The organism is Streptomyces sp. NPDC032745 (assembly GCF_055579465.1).
This window is the reverse complement of sequence record NZ_JBVING010000009.1, coordinates 1-18,490: the sequence shown is the minus strand read 5'-3', so window position 1 is coordinate 18,490 and position 18,490 is coordinate 1. Positions and strand designations below refer to the sequence as shown.

Below are 18,490 nucleotides of genomic sequence, written 5' to 3'. Positions count from 1 at the left end.
AACGCGAGGCCCGGGCGCTGAATGTGCTCCTCGGGCTCCTCGATGACACCCCCGGAGCGAGGAAATCCGCCGGGCCGGGCAGCCGTCGCCCTCGCCTCGCTCCTCATGTGGGTGTGATCTTTGACGTCGATCCCTAGCCGATCACGCGGCGGCGCCAGTCCAAATGGGTGACGGTGATGGCGCGGCCCGGGTCGTGGTCCCACTCGGCATGGAGGCCGACCGCTTCGAGGGCAGCCACGACCTCCTGGCCGATGACTGCCGTGGTCTCGGAGGAGCCGTCGAAGCCGCCGTAGAGAAGCATCAGTCCGTGGCCGGCTGCAGCGGAGTCCGTGCACTGGGTATGGAAGTAGACGAAGCCGCGGGCGTTGGGTCCGGCTTCGCCGCCGATCTCGGATTGGCCGCAGCTACGGCAACAGGTGAAATTCTCGCGGGCGGTGATCCCCGCCTGCTCCATGGCGGTGAACGCGCGGGTGAGCCGCTCGGGGTCGGTTTCGCCCTGCCATGAGGCTTGCTCCGCGACCCGCTCCAGCCACAACCGGTCAGCCAGCGCCTGCGCCTGCTCTCGCGAAACGGGCCGGCGGTCCTGGGTGACCAGGTACTCCTCAGCAAGTTCAGCCAGTTCAGCGCGGGAGGTATAGCCGCCGACCAGCACTTCGCGGAGGCGCTTCTCCAACTCTGCACGCTCGTCTTCGTCGAGTTCGAGCGGCGGCACCTCGCGGGCGGGTCCCATGTCCAGCAGCGACCAGGCGAGGCCAGCATCCCAACCAGCCTCTTGGCGGGCCCAGCCGGTCATCGCGGCAATCACGGCCTCGGGTCCGTCGGCCATCACCTGGAAGTGCCGGTCGGCGGCACCATCGCGATACTCCAGCGTGTAGTCACCACCGGCCTTGTGCCAGACCTGAGCGAAAACGTCCGGCAGGTCGGGTATCCGCTGGACCACCAGGAACAGGTCGCCGTCACCACCGATCCGCCGGACCAACCCAGCCAGCTCCTCGGCGGACACACGGACGTGCCGCTCCCAGTTCTCCGTCTTCACCACGATCTCGAGCATGCGCAGACTCTGGCACACCCCTGCTACATCAGACCTCCCGGGATCCTCGACGCAACCGCTGCTGCGACAACTCGACCAGCCCTGATCCTGGATACTCGCTGGCCGAGGTCTGACGGCAGACCCTAAGGGCTGTCCCGTATCTGCCAGGAGGGACGAATCGGGCTCAGACCCCCTCGTGGCCTGCTGCTGCGGCCCAGCGACGGATGTGTAGGTCGGGATGGACTTGGGCGGATGCGAGTGTGCTTTCAAGTAATTTGTGCAGAGATGGGGGGTAGGCCGCGCGGGAGGTGGGCAGGCCCAGCAGGACCTGGTGGCGCATCTGCAGGTCAGTGGCTTTGGCGAACACTCGCATGGATGCCTCCAGCCACGAGTCCTTGATGTCCTGTGACTTGTCCAGAGCGGGATCACGTACCCCGCCGGGTCCGTACGCTGGGGATCGATCTGCACGTAAGGGCACATGGGCGCTGTACCAGGCCCGCACGGCACCCGCTCGCTCGGCACCTGTGCCATTCCTCAGGTAGTCGACCAATGCCGCCATCACACGGCGGCGTCCGAATGCGTAGACCGCCGGCTCAACGAACCAGCGGCAGAAGCTGGGATCTGGGTCGTACACGGCTGCAGCCATCAGCGGAGCGAACAACTCCTCCGGCAGACGAGCGCGTTCGAGCAAGGGCTTACGCACCGCGAGGGCGAGGCTGCGGGCATTGTCGCTCGCCTTCATGGCGACGTCTCCGACGCCCAGCTGCCGAGCCACCTCTATCGTGCATGTCAGGAATGAACGCGCTTCTATGCCGCTCTGCTTGTCTTCGGCCACGGCAGTATTCTGGACTGGCCGTGACGGCAGGCACAGCACCGGTGGCCGCTGACCTTGCGGAATGGCACTCGCTCGACCAGGTGGAGTTCGAGCACGGGCCGTGTCGGTGCCGCCGCTGCGCTGTTGGGTCCCGACCCTCTGATGTCGTACGGAGTCCGGAACGATCACGCGATCGACGTGACCACCCCCGGGCATGTCTTGGGGGATGCGGCCTACACCCTGACCGAGTGCGTGGAGGCCGGGTGCCCGCTGCCTGAGGAACTCGTCGCACAAGCGGAGGCCGAACTGCGCCACCTCGATGTCGCCCGGGAATCGCTTAGCGCGCATATCGTTGGCCGACTCGCCGCACTCGGCGTTGAGGTGGAGCGCCCGGCTGGAGGGCAACCCCCGGATGACTCAAGTGCCTGAGCTGTCGGGTCAGAGGTTTTCAACAAGACACTCAACCCGTGACGCGGTCACGCGACTTATCCGCATGAGGAACCCGTGGGATCACCGCGACCGGAAGTCTCGGCGACGTGGTGCCCACCACGATGCCACCTACGTCGGCGGCCGGCGCCGCACAGCCAAGAGGGCAGACATGGCCGCCGTCACCCCGCGCTGACCCAACGTTTCAGCGGTAAATCCCGAATCCGCCTCACCACATAGGACACGGTCCAAGGACACGCTCCGTAACGAGGTCTCCGAGACCCGCGGCGAGCGACGCCCGCCGGCCCCCTGCGCGGTCCCCTTGGCCCTCGCCGCTCGCGGACACCGGCCCCGGTCTGATCCTGTACAGGCCCCGGGCGGCCCGCTGGGAGGTGCGGGAGCGGGTGCCGTCGGCAAGACCGTCGTTGCCGAGCTGGACCTGCCGCGCTGAACGCCCCTTCTGGCGATGGTTGTTAGGGTGATCCCTTCCGATTCGTACACCAGGGGGAGAGCTTCGGTGACTTTCGACGAGGAATGGGCAGCCGCCAAGCAGAACGCCGCCACGGAGGGCGGCTCGTCGTACGACCTGGTCGTCACCCAGGACGACCTGGGTGCCGTCGGACACGAGGCGTTCGTCGTCCACGGAGACCTGCGCAAGAAGTCGGACATCGCCGGCACCGGGGCGACCGCCCGTGCCGCTGCCGAATGCTCCACCCGGAACCTGGGCGTGGGGCCGGAGCTGTCGGTCACCCTCTCCACCTGGGACTCACAGGTCAAGACGGTGCTGCAGATGTACGCGCACATCTCCAACCACCTCGACTTCTCAAAGAAAGCTCACGCGAACGACGACGAGGCCATCGCGGCAAGCCTGCGCCACCGCGACGGGTCCGCGATGTCGGTCTCCGAGATACAGAAGTACGTGAAGTGACCCTCACCTGGACCGACCTCATCACCCTCGACCTGGGCAAGCTGAACGAGGCGGTGACGGAGTGGAAGACAGCTTCGGAGGAACTCATGAAGCTGCATGGCACCGTGCGCGACGGCCTGGTGAAGAAGTCGGAGGCGGCCCGCTGGGAGGGGGTCAACTCCACCGTCACCCGGGAGTTCGTCCGCAGCGCTGCGAAGGAGGTGGACGACCTTCAACGCGAGGCCAAGAGCATCCACGCGGTGCTCGCGGACGCTCATGCCGAGCTGACGCAGATCCAGAAGCGGGCGAAGGAGCTGGCTGACGAGGCGAGGCAGGGCGACCCCTTGCACACACCCGAGCCGGACCCTGGGCTGCTGGTGTCGGATGGCGGTGGCGGCAAGGTCCGCGTGGAACCGTCCATCTGCGATGCGAAGGGCCCCAACCAACGAACCCAGGACATGGTGCGCTGGTACGCCGAGACTCTGACCGGCATCGTCAGCCACGCGGCGGAGGTGGACGCGGCCGCCACCCGGGCTCTGCGCGCCGCCCATGGCGCCGACCCGTACAACGCAGGCCACGCCGAATACACCTCGCTGGACCAGGACCAGCTGCCGCGAGCCATGAAGCTGGCCGCGCTGGGCAAGGAAGCCAAGCCGGCCCAGCAGGCCGAGCTGCGAAGGCTGTGGCAGTCGCTCAGCCCTGACGCCCGCGCACAGCTGTGGACCGCCCACAGGGACGACCTGCTCGCCGCCGGACTCTTCAGCCCGTCGGTTAAGCAGGTAGCACCCGACCGAGGGTCCGGCAAGCACGGAGCGGAGCGAGCCGGATGGGACGACTGGGTCACCAGGACGAAGATGCAGATGCTCGTGGTGGGCGCCGACGGGGGCGATCTGAACGATGCCTCGCGCAACATGAAGCACTACCTCGACAACACCGGCACCCCCATGAAGCTCCCGGTCGACAAGATGCTCACCGACGACAAGGGCTTCCGGGCCCACGTGGACCAGGTGCTGCTCCAGAACAACGAGGCGACGTGGCGGGAGGAGGCGCTGGCGGAATACGAAAAGAGCGGTGGCCGCCCGGTTGTCATGCCCGTCGAGACAAGGAATGAGGACTACTCCTTCTCCCAGGGGGCGGACCCCAACTGGTTTTACGCGGTCGGCTCCGCCCGGTCGAATGTGACAGGGGTGGTGACCGTCGTGCCGGGCGCCGACGGCAGACCGGTGGTCGGGCTCGACTACCAGGTCAACGTCTGGGACCGGTACAACTGGGACGAGGGCAAGGGCGTACACATCGGGAAGTTTCAAATACCCGACGGCGAGCCGGGCCAGCAACACAAAATCGGTCTGGCCCAGGAGTTCAACATGGCGGGAAGCGGTTCGGTCAAGCACTACGAACTGGGTAACGGTGCGGCAGTGCCCGCCCCCGATGATCCCGGACGGGCCGGCGAGCGCAGTGACCCCGGACGCCACGCCCGCGACGGCGGCGGGGAGATCGACCGATGAGCGGTCCGGCGGCTCCGGCCGAGCGCGGGAAGCAAAAGTGGTCCTGGCGGCGGCGCCTCGCCGTCGGCGCCTGGGTGTTCTCGGCCTTGTGTATTCTCGGCGTCCTCGGCACGGTCCTGATGGTCGCGTACGGGTTGCGGTACCCCACCGAGGATCAGAAGAAGTGCTGCTGGGAGCAGAACGCCACGCCCGAGTGGGCGGCAAGCGTGACCGGCCTCCGGGTGCCGGAGACGGCCAGCGACCGGCGGGCCGGGCTCCATACCAACGTGCAGTATGACGTTGCGCTACTCGCCTTCACCGTGCCGACCGCGGAGGCTGACCGGTTCCTGCAGCCGCTTCGGCGTGAGGGCACCCAAATGGCCCGCAACCGGCACCCGGAAGAGCCGGGGTACACCCGCAGCGACGGCTTCAGCCACCTCGGCCTGCCCGAGCCCGAGACCTTCGTCGAGGGCATGCGCATCACCAGTGTCTGCCCTCGCGAGGCGAAGACGCCCGAAAGCGGCGCACTCCGGTTGTGTGCGGAGATCCATGCGCACGAGTTCCAGCCCGGCACCACACGCATCTACATCTGGGCCGGCAGCGACGCGCCCATCGGAAAGCCGGCGGCTGACGGTGAGGCACTGCCTCCGACCCGGTCGAATCAGCCGCGCTGACGGTTCCCGGTGCCGTCCATAGGCTGGCCGCGGTCGACGGCAGTGCGGGGACTGACACGAAAATGACCCCCTGGTTGACCGGTCAGGAATTGGTCGGTTCGAAGCGGATGGTCAGTCCGAGGCTGTTGGCTTCCTTGATCATTCGGCGCATGGAACGTTCGGGAGCGCGGCGTGTGAAGTGGTCGGCTCCGAGTTCCCGGTAGGGGGGTCTTGTCCCGAAGGACGTGCCAGATCGCGATGGCGAGTTTTTGCATCACGGCGGCCAAGGCCCGTTTGCCTCCGCGTCTGGCTGCGAGCCGTCGGAAGCAGACACCGAGCTAGGAGTCTTTCTTCCTGATGGCGACCATGGCGGCGATCCCGAGCAGGCGTTTTAGGTTCTTGCTCCCCGGCCGGGTGCGGCCGGACCTGTTCAAGCCGGCCGACTCGTTCTGCCCGGGACAGACGCTGATCCAGGACGCGAGGCGGTGGGCTGAGGAGAACTCGGCCATGTCACCCCCGGTCTCGGCGAGGATGATCTCCGCGACAAGACGACCGATGCCGGTGATGGTGGCCAGATCGGCCAGGTACCTCTCCTGGTCCGCCAGTAGCACGGAGACCCGGGTATCGAACGTTGTGATGATGCTCTTCCACCGGTCGATCTCGTCCAGGCAGTGCCGAACCATGAATGCGTGATGGTCCGTGAACTCCCCGTCGAGGGCTTCGACGAGTTCGGGGATCTTGGCCGGGCGCGACGGATCGCGAAGTCGGCAAGCCGGGCCGGGTCTCGTTCCCCGCCGATCAGAGCTTCCAAAATGGCCCGGCCTCTGGCCCCGTCCACGTCGCTGAGGACGGAGGACAGTTTCATCCCTGTGTCCTCGAGCTCCTTCTCGAGACGCTGGGCTTCCCAGCCCGCAGCCCTCGCCAGCTCAGTCCGCCGTCGCGTGAAATCTCGTAGCTCACGGATGTCGCAACCTGCCACGAACGAGGCGATCACCATTCCTGCGGCACCGGCTCGGGCGAGGAAGGCCGCATCGTTTCGGTCGGTCTTGCGGCCACGAATCCCTGTGAGGTGGGCTGGGTGGACCAGCATCAAAACCCCCGTGGTCTCACGTGGACGTACGCCTACGATGCCGCTGGCCGGCTCGTCACGGAGACGGACTTCGACGGCCGCACTCTGACCTACGAGCACGATGCCGCAGGCCAGCTCGCCCGCCGCACCAATGCGGCCGGACAGAGCATCGCCTTCGAGCGGGACGTTCTCGGCCGGGTCATTCGCCTTGTCCACGACGACGGTGCCGCCTCCATCTTCTCCTACGGGCCGGCAGGACACTGCCAACGGATACCAACGCTCATGCCGACATCGTCCTGGAGCACGACCGCGCCGGTCGCCACCTGAGCGAAAGCGTCAACGGGCGCGTCACGCGCTTCGGCTACGACGCACTGGGCCGCCGGGTAGGCAAGGAGCGCCTCGCGCCCGATGGCACGGTCGCCGAGTCCTGCACCTACACCTGGGACGGTTGCCAGCTGGCCGAACAGGACGACGGCAGGACCACGATCGTGTGGGACTACGCCGGGCTCTTTCCCCTGGCCCAGCGAGAGGTGAAGAAGGACAGCGCCCAGAGGGAGACCGATCGCCGGTTCTTCGCGATCATCTCCGACCTGTCAGGCATGCCCTCGGTCCTGGTCGCCCCCGACGGCTCGGTCGCCTGGCGTGCTCGCAGCACGGCGTGGGGCGCCACCCAGTGGAACCGCGACGCGAGCGCCTTCACCCCGCTGAGGTACCCGGGACAGATCCTCGATCCCGAGACCGGTTTCCACCACAACTTCAACCGGTACTACGACCCGGCCACCGGCCGGTACATCAGCCCCGACCCGCTCGGCCTCGCCCACGCGTTCAACCACTACACCTACGTACCCAACCCGTTCACCCTGTGGGACCCCCTGGGTCTGGCCGGCTGCGACGCAGACCCCATCTGGGGCGGGAAAGTAGTCTTTGTCCGTGACGAGCACGAGCGCCCCTTCGAGATGCACGCCACCGTGACACGTAACATGCTCAACGAAGGCACCCACGCCAGCAACACGCTCAAGCCGCCCGGCTTCATCCACGGCGCCGAGCACAACCAGGCCCGGGGGCCCATGCTGGCCAGAATGCTCGGCGGGTCCGGCGACACGCTGGACAACCTGTTCACCATCACTCCGTGCCTGCACGGATCTACATGGCAGCCGACGGCAGAAACGGCTCCCAGCTGGACACCGCCTTCCCCAACCCCAACCACGCGGCCCAGCAGCAGCGATGCCGCCGAGGAAACCCGTGACCGACCTGAGCGCCCTCACCCGGCTCTGCCCGGCCCCCCGCCCGGCCATGCACATTGCCTGGGATCACGTCGAATCCACCCTCGGCATGACACTGCCCACCGACTACAAGCAACTCGCGCAGCACTACGGCGCCGGCGCCTTCAACAACTACATCCACATCTACCACCCCCACGGGCCGACCGAGTTCGTCAACCTCACCGGCCCCATGCCCGCCCGTATCCGCGCATACCTGCGCAAGGACTTCGACCAGGGCACCCACCCCGTCCCATACAACCCAGAACAGCTCTTCACCATCGGCGGCACCGACAACGGTGAACACATCTTCTGGATCACCGACCCCGCCCAGGAACCCGACCGCTGGCGGATCGCAGTCAACGAAGCCCGCGGCCCGCAATGGTTCACCTTCGACGGAACCCTCGCCGACTTCCTCACCTCCGTACTCAGCGGGCAGACCAAGGTCTCCCAGTTCCCCCGCGGCCTCCTCGAGGGCGGCCCGTCCTTCACTCCCTCACAACCGGTCCTGTGGAAACCCGAACCGATCCCGGACCAGCCCCCAGTCGATACAGCTGCCATCCGCGCATGGGCCCGGGCCAACGGCTACAACGTTCCTCCCCGAGGACGAATCCCCTCCGGAGTCCGCGAAGCCTGGGAACGCCACAACAGCTGAACACTGCCGACCTGGAGACCTCACGGACGAACAGTGGGCGGTGTTGCAGCCGTTGTTGCCGAAGAGGATGAAGGCGGGGCTGCCGCCCGTCTGGTCCCGGCGGCAGCTGATCGACGGCATCCGCTTCCGGGTCCGTACCGGTGTGCCGTGGCGCGACGTGCCGTCGGGTACGGGCCGTGGGGCCGGATCTATGTAGAAGGCGTTCATGAGCCCGACAGCCCACCCTCAGCCCGTCCTGGCCTCCGACGGAGACTGTGCCTTCTGCCAGGCCGTCATCAACCGGATCTCCGCCCGGGGCCAACCGACCCTGCGCGCCCGCCCCCTGGCAGTTCCTCCCCGATACCGTCACCCAGCCGCATCGGGCCCGCCTGGACCATGAAGTCCTCCTGCTCCGCCACGACCAAGTGATCGCCGGCGGCGCACAGGCCCTGGCCGAGTACATGCGCCACTCCCCCGGCCGCCGCTACCAACTGGCCGGGGCAGCCATCCAGGCCCCCCTCCTGCGCACCGCCGCACGACCCATCTACCGTTGGGTGGCCCGCCACCGGCACCGCATGCCCGCCGGACCCCGACTTGCGCCGTTCCACCCGCCCGCCCCTGAAAGGATCCGAACCCGTGTTACGGACACCCGCGCCCACATGTGTCCTCACCAGCGCCTCCGCGCCCCGCACCACACATGGCCACCACCCGGACCGCTACGTCCAGATCGGTTCACTCACCAAGGTCCTCACCGGCACCGCCTTCGGCCGCATGGCCTCAGCCGGCCTGCTCGACGCCGCCGACCCGGTGGAACGCTGGCTCCCGGCGCCCCACGGGACCGGCATCACCCTGCAGCATCTGGCCGAGCACACCTCCGGTCTCCCCCGGCAGCCTCCCGGGCTGCCGGGCAAAGACCCCTACCGCAGCTTCGACACCGCCGCCCTGCACCGACTGCTGGGCACCTGCGACGAGATGACCGTCGCACCCGCCGGCACGACCAAGGAATACTCCAGCCTCGGATACGCCGCTCTCGGCGCAGCCCTGTCCGCCGCGGCCCAGCAGCCCTACGAACAACTCATCCACGACCACGTCCTCACACCCCTCAGCATCCGCGAGATCACCGTCCGCCCCCCGGCGGAGCGCTGCCTGTACCCGACGGGACTCTTCGGACGCAGACGACCCCAGTGGACCCTGGACGGCGCCATCCTCCCCTCCGGCGGCCTCTGGGCCACCCCCCGCGCCACCGCCGACCTGCTCAAGGGCCTGCTCGTCGACCGGAAACTCGGGAAACCGCTCCCACCTGGCAGACCACCGGCCTCGTCACCTGGCACAACGGCGCAACCGGGACCTCCACCGCCTTCGCCGGCGCGCTCCCCAACGGCGCCTGGGTCCTGATCCACCGAATCGGCGGCACCTCCAGCGACACCGACCGCATGGGCGTCGAACTCCTCAGAGACCTGCACGATGGCTGACCGTCTGTCTATCAACCCACCGACCCCACCCTGAAAACCTCAGTAACGGGTCAAGTTGACCTTGGTCAGCCAGCCGCAAAGGCGGCCAGCAGGGTGTCAGCCCGGACTTCCAGTTCGGGCGTCAGAACTCCCTTCACGGCCAACATGACCTCATCGCCGCCGACCGCGCGGGCAAGCCGAATCTCGACCTGTCGATGCTCGCCGACCAAGGGATACGAGTACCAGCCGTCGGCCCGCTCATCGTCGGTCGCCTCGACCGCCAGTGTCACCGTCTCCCAGTCGGTGGCATCGAAGCCGTAGCCGACATAGTGCGACAACAATTCCAGGAACGACCGCAGGTTGCGTTCCCAGATCCATCCGCCAACTTCTGTCATGGCTCCCCCTCCGTGCTCAGGAGGACAGCCTGTCATGAGCCGGATCCTCAGTGATCAGTCAGCTGCCGCGGGAGGAGGAAACGTGATGGATGCGCCGAAGAGCACATGATTCTGGAAGGCAGTGACGGAGTTGTCCGAGCATGCGGTTGAACCGGTGCCGCAGGGCTTGGGCACGCCAGTCTCCTGCCTCGCGCCGGCGTCGGTAGCGGGCGATGGCTCCGGGTGAGTGGCTGAGGGCCGCGAAGGCCCACTGGTATCCGGCCTGGTTGAGTCGGCTGTTCTTCACAAACCGGCGGCCTACGTACTTGCGTTTGCCGGAAGCCTGGGTGATCGGGGCCGCGCCCGCGTATGCCTTCAGGCCGCCGGCGGTGGCGAAGCGGGTGCGGCCGTCACCGATCTCGGCCAGGAGGCGAGCGCCGACTCCGGGCCCGACGCCGGGGAAGCTGAGCATGATCGGCGCGTCGGGGTGGGTTCGGAAGGTCCGCTCAACCGCCTTCGAAAGCTCGTCGACGGCCTTGCAGGCGGGCATTGAGCTGGGTGAGCAGGGCCTTGGCCTGGATGCCCATGGCCTCTTCGACCGCGGGCGCCAGGCGGGCGGCGGGCTGCCGGAAGAGCGTGTGGAGCCGCTCGGCGTACTCGGTGATCCCGCGCTTGCGGCCCGCGTTGGTCAGCATCAGTCGGAGTTTCCACGTGGGCAGCTGGGCAGCCAGAGTCGGAGGTTGGCGCCGCGCCGACTAATCCAGGATGAAACATCAGGAGAAGGCGACCTCTCTGGCACCCGTGAGCGTCAGGATCGGGAAGTGACCTCATCCCGCTTCAGATAGCCGCCCGCAGGGCAGCCGGCATCTGGGTCCCTTGTGGGGCACATGCTGGGGTCCTCTGCATCGCCGAAGTATCCGTAGAGGTAGACCCGCACCGTACACGCCGGATCATCGGCGAAGGACAACTGAAGTTCGTTACCACGCGTGGCAGTCTCGTCGGGGACGATGAGGCCGTTGCCTTCAGAGCTGACATAGAAGGCCCAGCGACCAGTGGACCGCACCTCAGGGTGAGCGCAGTCACCCATCGCCTCGACCTTGTCGAAACCCGTTCCCGTGAAGGTGTGATCCTGCGAGAAGGTCAGGGACGTCCCAGCAGGGCCCGTCCACGTCCCTACCAACTGCTCCTGCGGAATCTCCGCCGAGTGGATCGCTGCGGCGTACCCACAGGACGCAGTGAGCACCGCCCCGGTCACCGCGAGAACGATCGCACACCATCCGCGCATGTTCACAGGCCTCCCCCAGAGGTTGGGCGTCGGCCCCGCGGCTGCACGCCCCCATTTGAACATGCTCAAAACTTGCGGCTTCTCTCGGGGCCCCGCAACCGACACACTCCGCAGGAAGCTTGCGGGGCGAAACCTTCCCCACCGCCGGATGCCCGCCCCGGCCCGTCTCGCAGTAGACGGCGGCCGGAGTGATCAGATCCGCTGACCGGCGACATCTCGGTCGATGGCCGGTGAAACTGCACAGTGCTACACCGCATCCTGTCCCGGCCCGACGCGCGTCAGCAGTCGGACATCAGCCGAGCGCGCCGAGTCCGTTGGGGTCGGCGGAGCGCCGCTTCGTCATACTGCACCGAGGCGGCGGAATTCATGGGTGGCCATGGGGAACAATGACGTCGCCGGGCATCAGGCAACCGCCGCGGATTCGGCTTCGACGTCCACGGCACATGCGTCGGGAACGATCCCGGCGACGGGCGGGAACAGCATCGACCCGTCCGCATCGGCCACGTTCACCGCCACTCCGGCGGCGCCGGCCACCTCCGGAACGACCGCATCGACCAGACGCGCGCCCAGAATTTGCCAGGTAGAGCCACTCCCGGTCGGCTTCGCCACCAGCCTCGGCGAATCAGGCAAGGGCATCCTCGTCCGTGAACGCGTAGAACCAGCGGATCCCGCCCGAGACAGCTGACAGCAACCCGTTGTCGGCTTCCGTGGAACCACCGGCAAGGGGCACAAGCAGCACAGCCCGCCGGAACTCACCCACCAGTCGTCCGGGATCCCCGGTACCGGTCCGATACGCGGCTGTCTCTGCGGTCAGTCCCATGGCAGCCGGCGATCTCACCCGGTCAGCCTGGCCGGCCAAGTGCGCGCTCAGGTCGCTGATGGTGGCGCCGGCCCGCTCGTCAGGAGGCGGTCAGCGCATCGACGATGCCGACGAACTCGGTGCGCTGCCGGTTGGTCAGACCGGCGTAGAGGGGCATCTGCATCTCGTCGGTGATCCGCTCGGCACGTTGCCGCCGGGGGATCCGGGCTGTGTCGACGTGCTGCGGCTCCTGCCAGCCATAGTGGGCGGCCTGTTCGACACCGAGGTTGATGACCATGGCTTCTCGGGCGCTCAGCCCGCACAGGCGCACCGCCGCCAGATGGCAGGCGCCCCGGTGTTCGCGTAGTACGTGCAGGAGCTGCATGGCCGAGCCGGCCGGGTCGTCGACGGGGCAGGGTTGCGCGCGCCAGCCGGCGAACAGGGGCAGGGCGTCGGCGTCGGCGGCATCGATCAGCTGCTGTGCCAGGTGGTTGAAGTGCTCCACGTCGATGTCGGCGGGGATGTGTGCGCGCCCCCACGCGCGGACAGCCTGCGCGTAACAGGCGGCGGCCTCTTGCGCCGGCATCACGGGCTGTCCCGTCAGCCAGCCTGTCGTCACCAGCCGGGGGCCGAGGAAGCCCTGTACCGCTTGGACCACCGTGACCGGAGCCTCGCCGAGCACTCCGAAGCGTCCGCGGCAGTAGAAGCCGCGGCCTGGGGCGAACCCGGCGCGCAGACCGATCTCGGCGGTCGCCTCGTCGGACATGAACTCGTCACCGAAATCGTGGATGGGGCGGGCCACAGCGGCGATGCACTGAGAGATTTCCATGGCCCGAAGGTCGCCCACCACAACTCAGTAGGTCAAGAGGCGCTCTTCTGATGGCATCCTTTAGCTAATCTATCGAGTCATGCTCGATGTCCGCCGCCTGCACATGCTCAAGACCGTCGCCGCCCGGGGCTCCATCACCGCTGCCGCTCACGCCCTGGCGCTGACCGCCGGTGCCGTGTCCCAGCAACTGGCCGCTCTGAGAAACGACGTGGGAGTCGACCTGCTGCGCCCCGACGGGCGAACCGTCGCACTGACGGAGGCCGGCCGTGTCCTCCTCGAGCACGCCGACCTGATCTTCGCCGCCCTGGAGGAGGCGGAGAGTGCCATCGCGGCGGTCAAGGGCACGGTCGGCGCCACGGCCACGCTCGCCGCTCTGCCGTCCACCGTCGCCGGGATCGTGGCCCCCGCACTCACCGCACTCGGTTCATGCCACCCGCAGCTCACCGTGACCTGCCTCATCACCGACCAGGCACAACTACGCGAACTCGCACTCGGCACCGTCGATGTGGTGCTGGGACAGCGCTATCACCACCTGCCCGATACGACACCCCGGGGCATCAACGTCTCACCGCTGCTCGACGATCCACTGCTCGTCGTCACCTCAGCCGACCAGGGCGACGACCGGCCCGTCATCCTGCAGGAGCTGGCCGCGCACGATCTCGCCGTACCCCCGCCGACCACGGACTGCGGACAAGCCATCCTGCAGGCGTGTCACCAGGCCGGCTTCACGCCCACACCCCGCTACATCACCGCCGACATCACCACCCAGCTCACCCTCGCACGAGCCGGCCTCGCCACCGCGCTCGTCCCCCGCACGGCCATCGACGCGACCACACCCGGAATTCGTACGACTCCCATCGCTGACCACCCGATCCAACGCTTCCTGTTCGCCGCGACCCGTCACACCGAGAACGCGAACCCGACAACCACCGCCGTCATCGCAGCACTGTGCACAGCCGCCCAGGAAGGTCAAACCCGGGACAGGGAGCGCCAAGAGGCCTGACCCTGCGGCCGCTTCCCCCACGGCAGCGGCCCGGACCATGTCGTGGGGTGCGGTGCGGTGCGGTGCGCCAGGAAGCACAGTGGCCCGCCCTGCAGACCCCTCCCCCTGCCCGGCGCGCAGCCCGGGCCCCGACCTGTCAGGGTGGCAGGTCATGGTGCTGCTCCTCGCGGTCGGAGGGAGCGGATCCGGTCCTGGATCCGGCGCCCCCTTCGCTACCCGCAGTGACCGCCAGGCTTATCCGTGCCGCGGACAGTCACCTCGTGTGCCGCACCCGGCCCCCGTCCGGCCCACCAAGCCGTGCCGCCGCTCCGGGGCCGGACACGCCCCGGTGCGGGGGACCCCGTGTCCGCCGACCGGCCCCCGGCAGCGCGCGGCGCGGGCCCGTGACGCCTGCCCGGCTGCTAGGCAGACAGCTCCGGCAGGTACGCCCACTGCCGCCCCACCGCACACCGGGAGACATCCGTGCCCACCCGCGCCCCCGCACACCGTTTCCGCGCCGGACTGTCCGTCGCGGCGCTCACCGCCGCCGCGCTCGGCTCGCTCCTCCCGCCCGCGCAGGCGGCGGGGGCCGACCCCGGCCACGATGGCCGGCTCCAGCGGCAGCTCGAACAGCTCGTCGGCCAGGAAGACGGCCCGCCCGGGGTGATCGCCGTGCTCACCCGGGGCGACCGCACACAGGTGTACACCGCCGGCGTCGGTGACCTGGCCACCGGGCGGCCGCCGCAGCTCGAGGACCACATGCGCATCGCCAGCATCGCGAAGGCGTTCAGCGGGGCCGTCGCGCTCCGGCTCGTCGACCAGGGGGCCCTCTCCCTCGACGACACCATCGGCGGCGTGCTGCCCGCCCAGCCCGCCGCCTGGCACCCGGTGACCCTGCGTCAGCTCCTCCAGCACACGAGCGGCCTGCCGGACTACACCGCCGACCCCGAGTTCCTGAGCATCCTGCAGGCCGACCCCCGCCACGTCTTCGACCCGCGCACGCTCCTCAACTACGTCGCGCACGAGCCGCTGCTCTTCCGCCCGGGCTCCCTGTACGAGTACTCCAACTCCGACAACATCGCCGTCGCCCTCATGGCCGAGGCCGCGACCGGCCGCCGCTACGAGGACCTCCTCAAGGAGCTCGTGTACCGCCCGCTGGGGCTGCACCGCACCAGCCTGCCCCTGGGCCACCGCCTCCCGCACCCGTTCCTGCACGGCTACGACGTCACCCCGCCCGCCGAACCCGAGGACATCAGCGAGGCCCTGAGCGCTTCGGGGGTCTGGGCCTCCGGGGGCATCGTCTCCACCCCCAGGGACCTGGGCGCCTTCATCCGGGCGTACGCCGGCCCCGCCCTGCTGTCGGAGAAGACCCGCAAGGAGCAGCTCACCTTCCGCCCCGGCGACTCCTCCGAGCCCGCCGGACCCGGCACCAACGCCGCCGGGCTCGCGATCTTCCGCTACACCACCCGCTGCGGCGTGCTCCACGGCCACACCGGCAACTTCCCCGGCTACACGCAGCTCGCCGCCGCCACCCCCGACGGGACGCGTTCCCTCACGTTCTCCATCAACACCCAGACCAGCAAGGGGATCAAACCCGCCCTCCTCGCCCGGCTCCGCACGGTCCAGGAAGACTTCGTCTGCGCACTGCTGAAGGGCCGGTGATTCCCCGGCGGAGGCCGGCCGCCCGCTACCCCCTCCAGAGATTGCGCTGAGCGGAGGTGTGGCGGTCGCCGGCGTCGCGTCGGCGGTCGTAGTGGGCCCTGGCGCCGGGTGAGGCGTTCAGGGAGGCGAAGGCCCAGACGTTGCAGACGGCGGTGAGCCGCTGCTTCTTCACCCGGTGGGACATGACCTCGTGGCTCTTGCCGGAGGCAAGCTCCGCACCCTGCACGAGTTCTTCCCGGGCCCTGCCTCACCGCGGTCCAGGCCACCACCGGCGGCATCAACGCACCGCCGACCCGCGCACTGCCGGCCGTCACCCTCGTGTAGACAACATCCACAGGCCCGCGCTCCCCCCGATCCCGGCGGGGGGAGCGTGGACCTTCGTCCTGCTGTACCCCGAGCAGCACGGGACCGAACTGACGTGCGCAATTCATGCATTGCCGCGTCGTTCGAGTCAGCTGCGGCCGTGCGGCGCGCCGTGCCAGCGCCAGTCGGTCCGGCGGGGGCGATCGGACGTCTCGATGCGTCCGGTGGCCCACAGCAAGGTCGACCATGGGGTGTCGATGACGGGCACGTCGGGGAACAGACGCGCGAGGGCCCGCTCGCTGAGGTCCTGCGGGGGCTCCCAGGCACGGTCCAGGCCCTGGGTGATGTCGTGCGTGTGGACCAGTGTCTCGACGACGCCCATAGCTGCGAAGCCCTCCGGGTCGGAGGCTCCGAAGACGTGTGGGGCCAAGGTGGTTGCGGGCGCAGTGTCCACGACGGTTGCGAGCAGTCCGCCGCACGCCTCCACGACGGTCAGGAGTCCCTCTGGCCCTGCCTCATGGTCTCCGAAGATGACGTTGGCCGGGCCATCGGGTCGATCGCGGGAAACGCGCAGCGGGACGCGCGGCACGCCCATGGGCTGCGCGAGTCCGAACCGCAGCGCGTAGGTGAGCAGGTCATCCGCGAGGTGGTCAAGAGTCTCCCAGCGCGTCCACTCCAGGCCTCCGGCCCGGTCGTGCCATTGGGCAGCGGGGATGCCTTCGAGGGCGTCGAGGCACTGGGCGACGGCCCGGCGTACGTGTTTTCCCGACACTGGCGTGAGCGGTTCTCTGGACTGTGGCATGCGAGGAGCCTACAAAGCCGGACCGATGCGCTCCTGCGCTGCCACAGCCACGCTGAGGCGATGCAGCCTCACATCACTGCGTTCTACCGGCAGTCGGCGTGGGCGGCGGTGTGTGGGCGCGCTGCGTGAGTCCTCCAGTGGAGCCCCCGGAGACTCGCGAGAAAGGCGGTTCGAGAGCGGAAGGCTCCGGGGAAGCGAAAGGGCAGGCGGGCAAGAGCCCAATCCGCGCGGGTGGGCCGGGGTCCGCCGACAGCCCCCGATTCGTCGCGGTCCTCGAGAAGGCCGAGGTGCGCTGGGCCGGTAGGCCGCCCCCGCAACCGCCCGGACCCGGTCGCCGCCCAGTCGGCGGGGTGTGCCGGGCTGAGCTGGTATCAGCTGTAGTCGGCGGTGTTCCGGACCTCGCCGAAGCGCGGGAAAGTCCGCTCTACGGCGAACTCGTGCTCGTCCGCGGCCAGTCCGGACATCGCGTCGGCCACGAATTCCACCTCGTAGCCGTGGTCGGCCGCGGCCCGTGCGGTGGATTCGACACCCATCGTGGTGACCAGCCCTGCGAGCACCACGGTGGTCACACCGAGCTTGCGCAACTGCTCGTCCAGGTCGGTGCCGTAGAACGCTCCGATGGTGCGCTTGACCACCACGATGTCGCCGTCCTGTACCAGGCCATCGGCGAAGTCGCTGCCCGGCGGCTGCTCGGCGACCTTCGGGCGCTCCACCCGGACCAGCACCACCGGCTGTCCGCTGGCCCGGAATGAGCGGGCCAACGCGCGGCAGCGCGTGAGCACTTCGTCGCCGGAGTGCGGTGCGAGCGGGAGGGAGATGATGCGCGGCATCAGGTCGATGAGGATCAATGCGGAGGTCATGGCGACGATCGTAGGGCCGTTCGGTGGACCGGGATCCAGGTGGGAATGCGATGGGAGCCAATAGACCAGGCTGCAACTGCGCGAAAGAATCATCTGGGATCCCCCGACCTCCACCCGATGGGCCCTCGCGAACCCCGATCCCGCCGCCCCCGCGGGTCGGTTCCACGAGCGGTCGTCCACCGCAACGACACGCCTTGGCCACCACAACGCCGGCACAAGGTCACAAGGCGAGGGAGAATCTGGTGGTGATCTATACAGTGGGCATCTGGACGGCTAAAGCCGGGCACGGGCCTGCCTTCGTGGCGGAATGGAATGCGTTGGCGGAGTGGACTCTGTCGCGGTTCCCGGAGGCACACGGCACCCTGCTACGTGACCGGGTGACGCCAGATCGATTCATCAGCTTCGGTCCGTGGCCTGACGAAGAGACCGTCAGCGCGTGGCGCTCCGACCCCGCATTCGGGGACCATGTCGCTCGTATGCGAGAGCACCTCGACGATTTCCAGCCGGGCACGTTCGACGTCGTCAGTGTGGCCGGGCGTGAGCGGTCCTAGTAGTGCTTTGTTACCTGGTGTCGTAGGGCTGCCATGGGGCGGGTTGTTGGCAGGTTGGGCAGGTGCCGGTCCAGGTGGCGAGTAGGTGTTGGAGGAGGTCCAGGGCCTGGTAGAGGGTCAGGCCCTGGCAGGGGCTTTTAGGTTGCTCCGTTGTTCGGTCAGGAAGAGGTGGGCGGCGGTGACGAGGGTGACGTGCCGGTGCCATCCGGTGAACGAGCGGTCCTCGAAGTGGTCCAGGCCCAGGAGGGTTTTCAGTTCGCGGTAGTCGTGCTCGATCCGCCAGCGGGACTTCGCGAGCCGGACCAGATCCTTGGCG

General features: G+C 68.4%; 20 protein-coding genes and 6 pseudogenes. 13 read left to right on the top strand and 13 right to left on the bottom strand.

The features are described 5' to 3' along the window. Window positions 1-133: 133 nt before the first annotated feature. Complete coding sequence (locus ACZ5WG_RS23155) at window positions 134-1,051, bottom strand: DUF6891 domain-containing protein (protein WP_468725567.1); 918 nt, start codon at window positions 1,049-1,051, stop codon at window positions 134-136. 163 nt (window positions 1,052-1,214) lie between these two features. Further along, entirely contained in the window at window positions 1,215-1,865 is a 651-nt protein-coding gene (locus tag ACZ5WG_RS23150) for a hypothetical protein (RefSeq protein ID WP_468725566.1), read from the bottom strand. Between the two features lie 922 nt (window positions 1,866-2,787). Here ACZ5WG_RS23150 and ACZ5WG_RS23145 point away from each other — a divergent pair. The 3 genes from ACZ5WG_RS23145 to ACZ5WG_RS23135 are packed head-to-tail and all read left to right on the top strand — an operon-like array spanning window position 2,788 to window position 5,335. Then, complete coding sequence (locus ACZ5WG_RS23145; protein WP_468725564.1) at window positions 2,788-3,198, top strand: hypothetical protein; 411 nt, start codon at window positions 2,788-2,790, stop codon at window positions 3,196-3,198. After that, a complete protein-coding gene (locus ACZ5WG_RS23140; protein WP_468725563.1) occupies window positions 3,195-4,682 on the top strand; it encodes a hypothetical protein in 1,488 nt (495 codons plus the stop codon). Before ACZ5WG_RS23145 ends, ACZ5WG_RS23140 begins: the two co-directional genes overlap by 4 nt. Continuing rightward, on the top strand, window positions 4,679-5,335 hold the full coding sequence (locus ACZ5WG_RS23135) for a hypothetical protein (RefSeq protein ID WP_468725562.1): 657 nt from the start codon (window positions 4,679-4,681) through the stop codon (window positions 5,333-5,335). Before ACZ5WG_RS23140 ends, ACZ5WG_RS23135 begins: the two co-directional genes overlap by 4 nt. A 317-nt stretch (window positions 5,336-5,652) precedes the next feature. On the opposite strand, the gene ACZ5WG_RS23130 is transcribed toward ACZ5WG_RS23135, so the two are convergent. Next, window positions 5,653-5,997, bottom strand: coding sequence for an IS110 family transposase (locus ACZ5WG_RS23130; protein ID WP_468725560.1), 345 nt, complete (start codon window positions 5,995-5,997; stop codon window positions 5,653-5,655). Window positions 5,998-6,392: 395 nt separating this feature from the next. Between ACZ5WG_RS23130 and ACZ5WG_RS23125 the strand changes: the two genes are divergently transcribed. The 7 genes and pseudogenes from ACZ5WG_RS23125 (at window position 6,393) to ACZ5WG_RS23095 (ending at window position 9,671) form a co-directional block, all read left to right on the top strand. Next, on the top strand, window positions 6,393-6,710 hold the full coding sequence (locus tag ACZ5WG_RS23125) for an RHS repeat domain-containing protein (RefSeq protein WP_468725559.1): 318 nt from the start codon (window positions 6,393-6,395) through the stop codon (window positions 6,708-6,710). Between the two features lie 272 nt (window positions 6,711-6,982). Beyond that, a pseudogene (locus ACZ5WG_RS23120) lies at window positions 6,983-7,204 on the top strand (RHS repeat-associated core domain-containing protein); the annotation flags it as partial. Window positions 7,205-7,607: 403 nt separating this feature from the next. Continuing rightward, window positions 7,608-8,048, top strand: a pseudogene (locus tag ACZ5WG_RS23115) (SMI1/KNR4 family protein); the annotation flags it as partial. A 141-nt stretch (window positions 8,049-8,189) separates the two neighbouring features. Next, a pseudogene (locus ACZ5WG_RS23110) lies at window positions 8,190-8,297 on the top strand (Lsr2 family DNA-binding protein); the annotation flags it as partial. Window positions 8,298-8,364: 67 nt separating this feature from the next. Further along, window positions 8,365-8,493, top strand: coding sequence for a transposase (locus ACZ5WG_RS23105; protein WP_468725957.1), 129 nt, complete (start codon window positions 8,365-8,367; stop codon window positions 8,491-8,493). A 58-nt stretch (window positions 8,494-8,551) separates the two neighbouring features. After that, window positions 8,552-8,794: pseudogene (locus ACZ5WG_RS23100) on the top strand (hypothetical protein); the annotation flags it as partial. Between the two features lie 118 nt (window positions 8,795-8,912). Then, complete coding sequence (locus ACZ5WG_RS23095) at window positions 8,913-9,671, top strand: serine hydrolase domain-containing protein (protein ID WP_468725558.1); 759 nt, start codon at window positions 8,913-8,915, stop codon at window positions 9,669-9,671. Window positions 9,672-9,813: 142 nt separating this feature from the next. Here the strand turns inward: ACZ5WG_RS23095 and ACZ5WG_RS23090 are convergent, their stop codons facing one another. The 6 genes and pseudogenes from ACZ5WG_RS23090 to ACZ5WG_RS23065 form a co-directional block, all read right to left on the bottom strand. Next, window positions 9,814-10,122, bottom strand: coding sequence for a hypothetical protein (locus tag ACZ5WG_RS23090; protein WP_468725556.1), 309 nt, complete (start codon window positions 10,120-10,122; stop codon window positions 9,814-9,816). Between the two features lie 58 nt (window positions 10,123-10,180). Continuing rightward, window positions 10,181-10,651 carry a transposase gene (locus tag ACZ5WG_RS23085; RefSeq protein ID WP_468725555.1) on the bottom strand — a complete coding sequence of 157 codons (471 nt, stop codon included), beginning with the start codon at window positions 10,649-10,651 and terminating at the stop codon, window positions 10,181-10,183. After that, entirely contained in the window at window positions 10,608-10,796 is a 189-nt protein-coding gene (locus tag ACZ5WG_RS23080; protein ID WP_468725554.1) for a hypothetical protein, read from the bottom strand. The genes ACZ5WG_RS23085 and ACZ5WG_RS23080 overlap by 44 nt, the downstream gene beginning before the upstream one ends. 113 nt (window positions 10,797-10,909) lie before the next feature. Further along, entirely contained in the window at window positions 10,910-11,392 is a 483-nt protein-coding gene (locus ACZ5WG_RS23075; protein WP_468725553.1) for a hypothetical protein, read from the bottom strand. A gap of 396 nt (window positions 11,393-11,788) precedes the next feature. After that, a pseudogene (locus ACZ5WG_RS23070) lies at window positions 11,789-12,206 on the bottom strand (hypothetical protein). Between the two features lie 79 nt (window positions 12,207-12,285). Then, the gene (locus ACZ5WG_RS23065; protein ID WP_468725551.1) at window positions 12,286-13,014 is read right to left on the bottom strand and encodes an SCO6745 family protein; all 729 of its coding nucleotides are present in this window, start codon (window positions 13,012-13,014) and stop codon (window positions 12,286-12,288) included. 79 nt (window positions 13,015-13,093) lie between these two features. On the opposite strand from ACZ5WG_RS23065, the gene ACZ5WG_RS23060 reads away from it, so the two are divergent. Together ACZ5WG_RS23060 and ACZ5WG_RS23055 are read left to right on the top strand one after the other, a co-directional pair. Continuing rightward, window positions 13,094-14,017: a LysR substrate-binding domain-containing protein gene (locus tag ACZ5WG_RS23060; RefSeq protein ID WP_468725550.1), complete on the top strand. Its 924-nt coding sequence runs from the start codon at window positions 13,094-13,096 to the stop codon at window positions 14,015-14,017. Window positions 14,018-14,479: 462 nt separating this feature from the next. Then, window positions 14,480-15,658, top strand: a complete 1,179-nt coding sequence (locus ACZ5WG_RS23055) for a serine hydrolase domain-containing protein (RefSeq protein WP_468725549.1) — start codon at window positions 14,480-14,482, stop codon at window positions 15,656-15,658. Between the two features lie 34 nt (window positions 15,659-15,692). On the opposite strand, the pseudogene ACZ5WG_RS23050 reads toward ACZ5WG_RS23055, so the two are convergent. From ACZ5WG_RS23050 to ACZ5WG_RS23040, 3 genes and pseudogenes are all read right to left on the bottom strand, one after another. After that, window positions 15,693-15,866 (bottom strand): annotated as a pseudogene (locus ACZ5WG_RS23050) (IS110 family transposase); the annotation flags it as partial. A 243-nt stretch (window positions 15,867-16,109) separates the two neighbouring features. Then, window positions 16,110-16,763: a DinB family protein gene (locus ACZ5WG_RS23045; RefSeq protein WP_468725548.1), complete on the bottom strand. Its 654-nt coding sequence runs from the start codon at window positions 16,761-16,763 to the stop codon at window positions 16,110-16,112. Window positions 16,764-17,134: 371 nt separating this feature from the next. Next, window positions 17,135-17,623, bottom strand: coding sequence for an isochorismatase family protein (locus ACZ5WG_RS23040; RefSeq protein WP_468725547.1), 489 nt, complete (start codon window positions 17,621-17,623; stop codon window positions 17,135-17,137). 242 nt (window positions 17,624-17,865) lie between these two features. Between ACZ5WG_RS23040 and ACZ5WG_RS23035 the strand changes: the two genes are divergently transcribed. Further along, the gene (locus tag ACZ5WG_RS23035; protein WP_468725546.1) at window positions 17,866-18,174 is read left to right on the top strand and encodes a putative quinol monooxygenase; all 309 of its coding nucleotides are present in this window, start codon (window positions 17,866-17,868) and stop codon (window positions 18,172-18,174) included. Between the two features lie 117 nt (window positions 18,175-18,291). On the opposite strand, the gene ACZ5WG_RS23030 is transcribed toward ACZ5WG_RS23035, so the two are convergent. Further along, a partial coding sequence (locus ACZ5WG_RS23030; RefSeq protein ID WP_468725545.1) for a transposase occupies window positions 18,292-18,490 on the bottom strand: 199 nt, incomplete at its 5' end.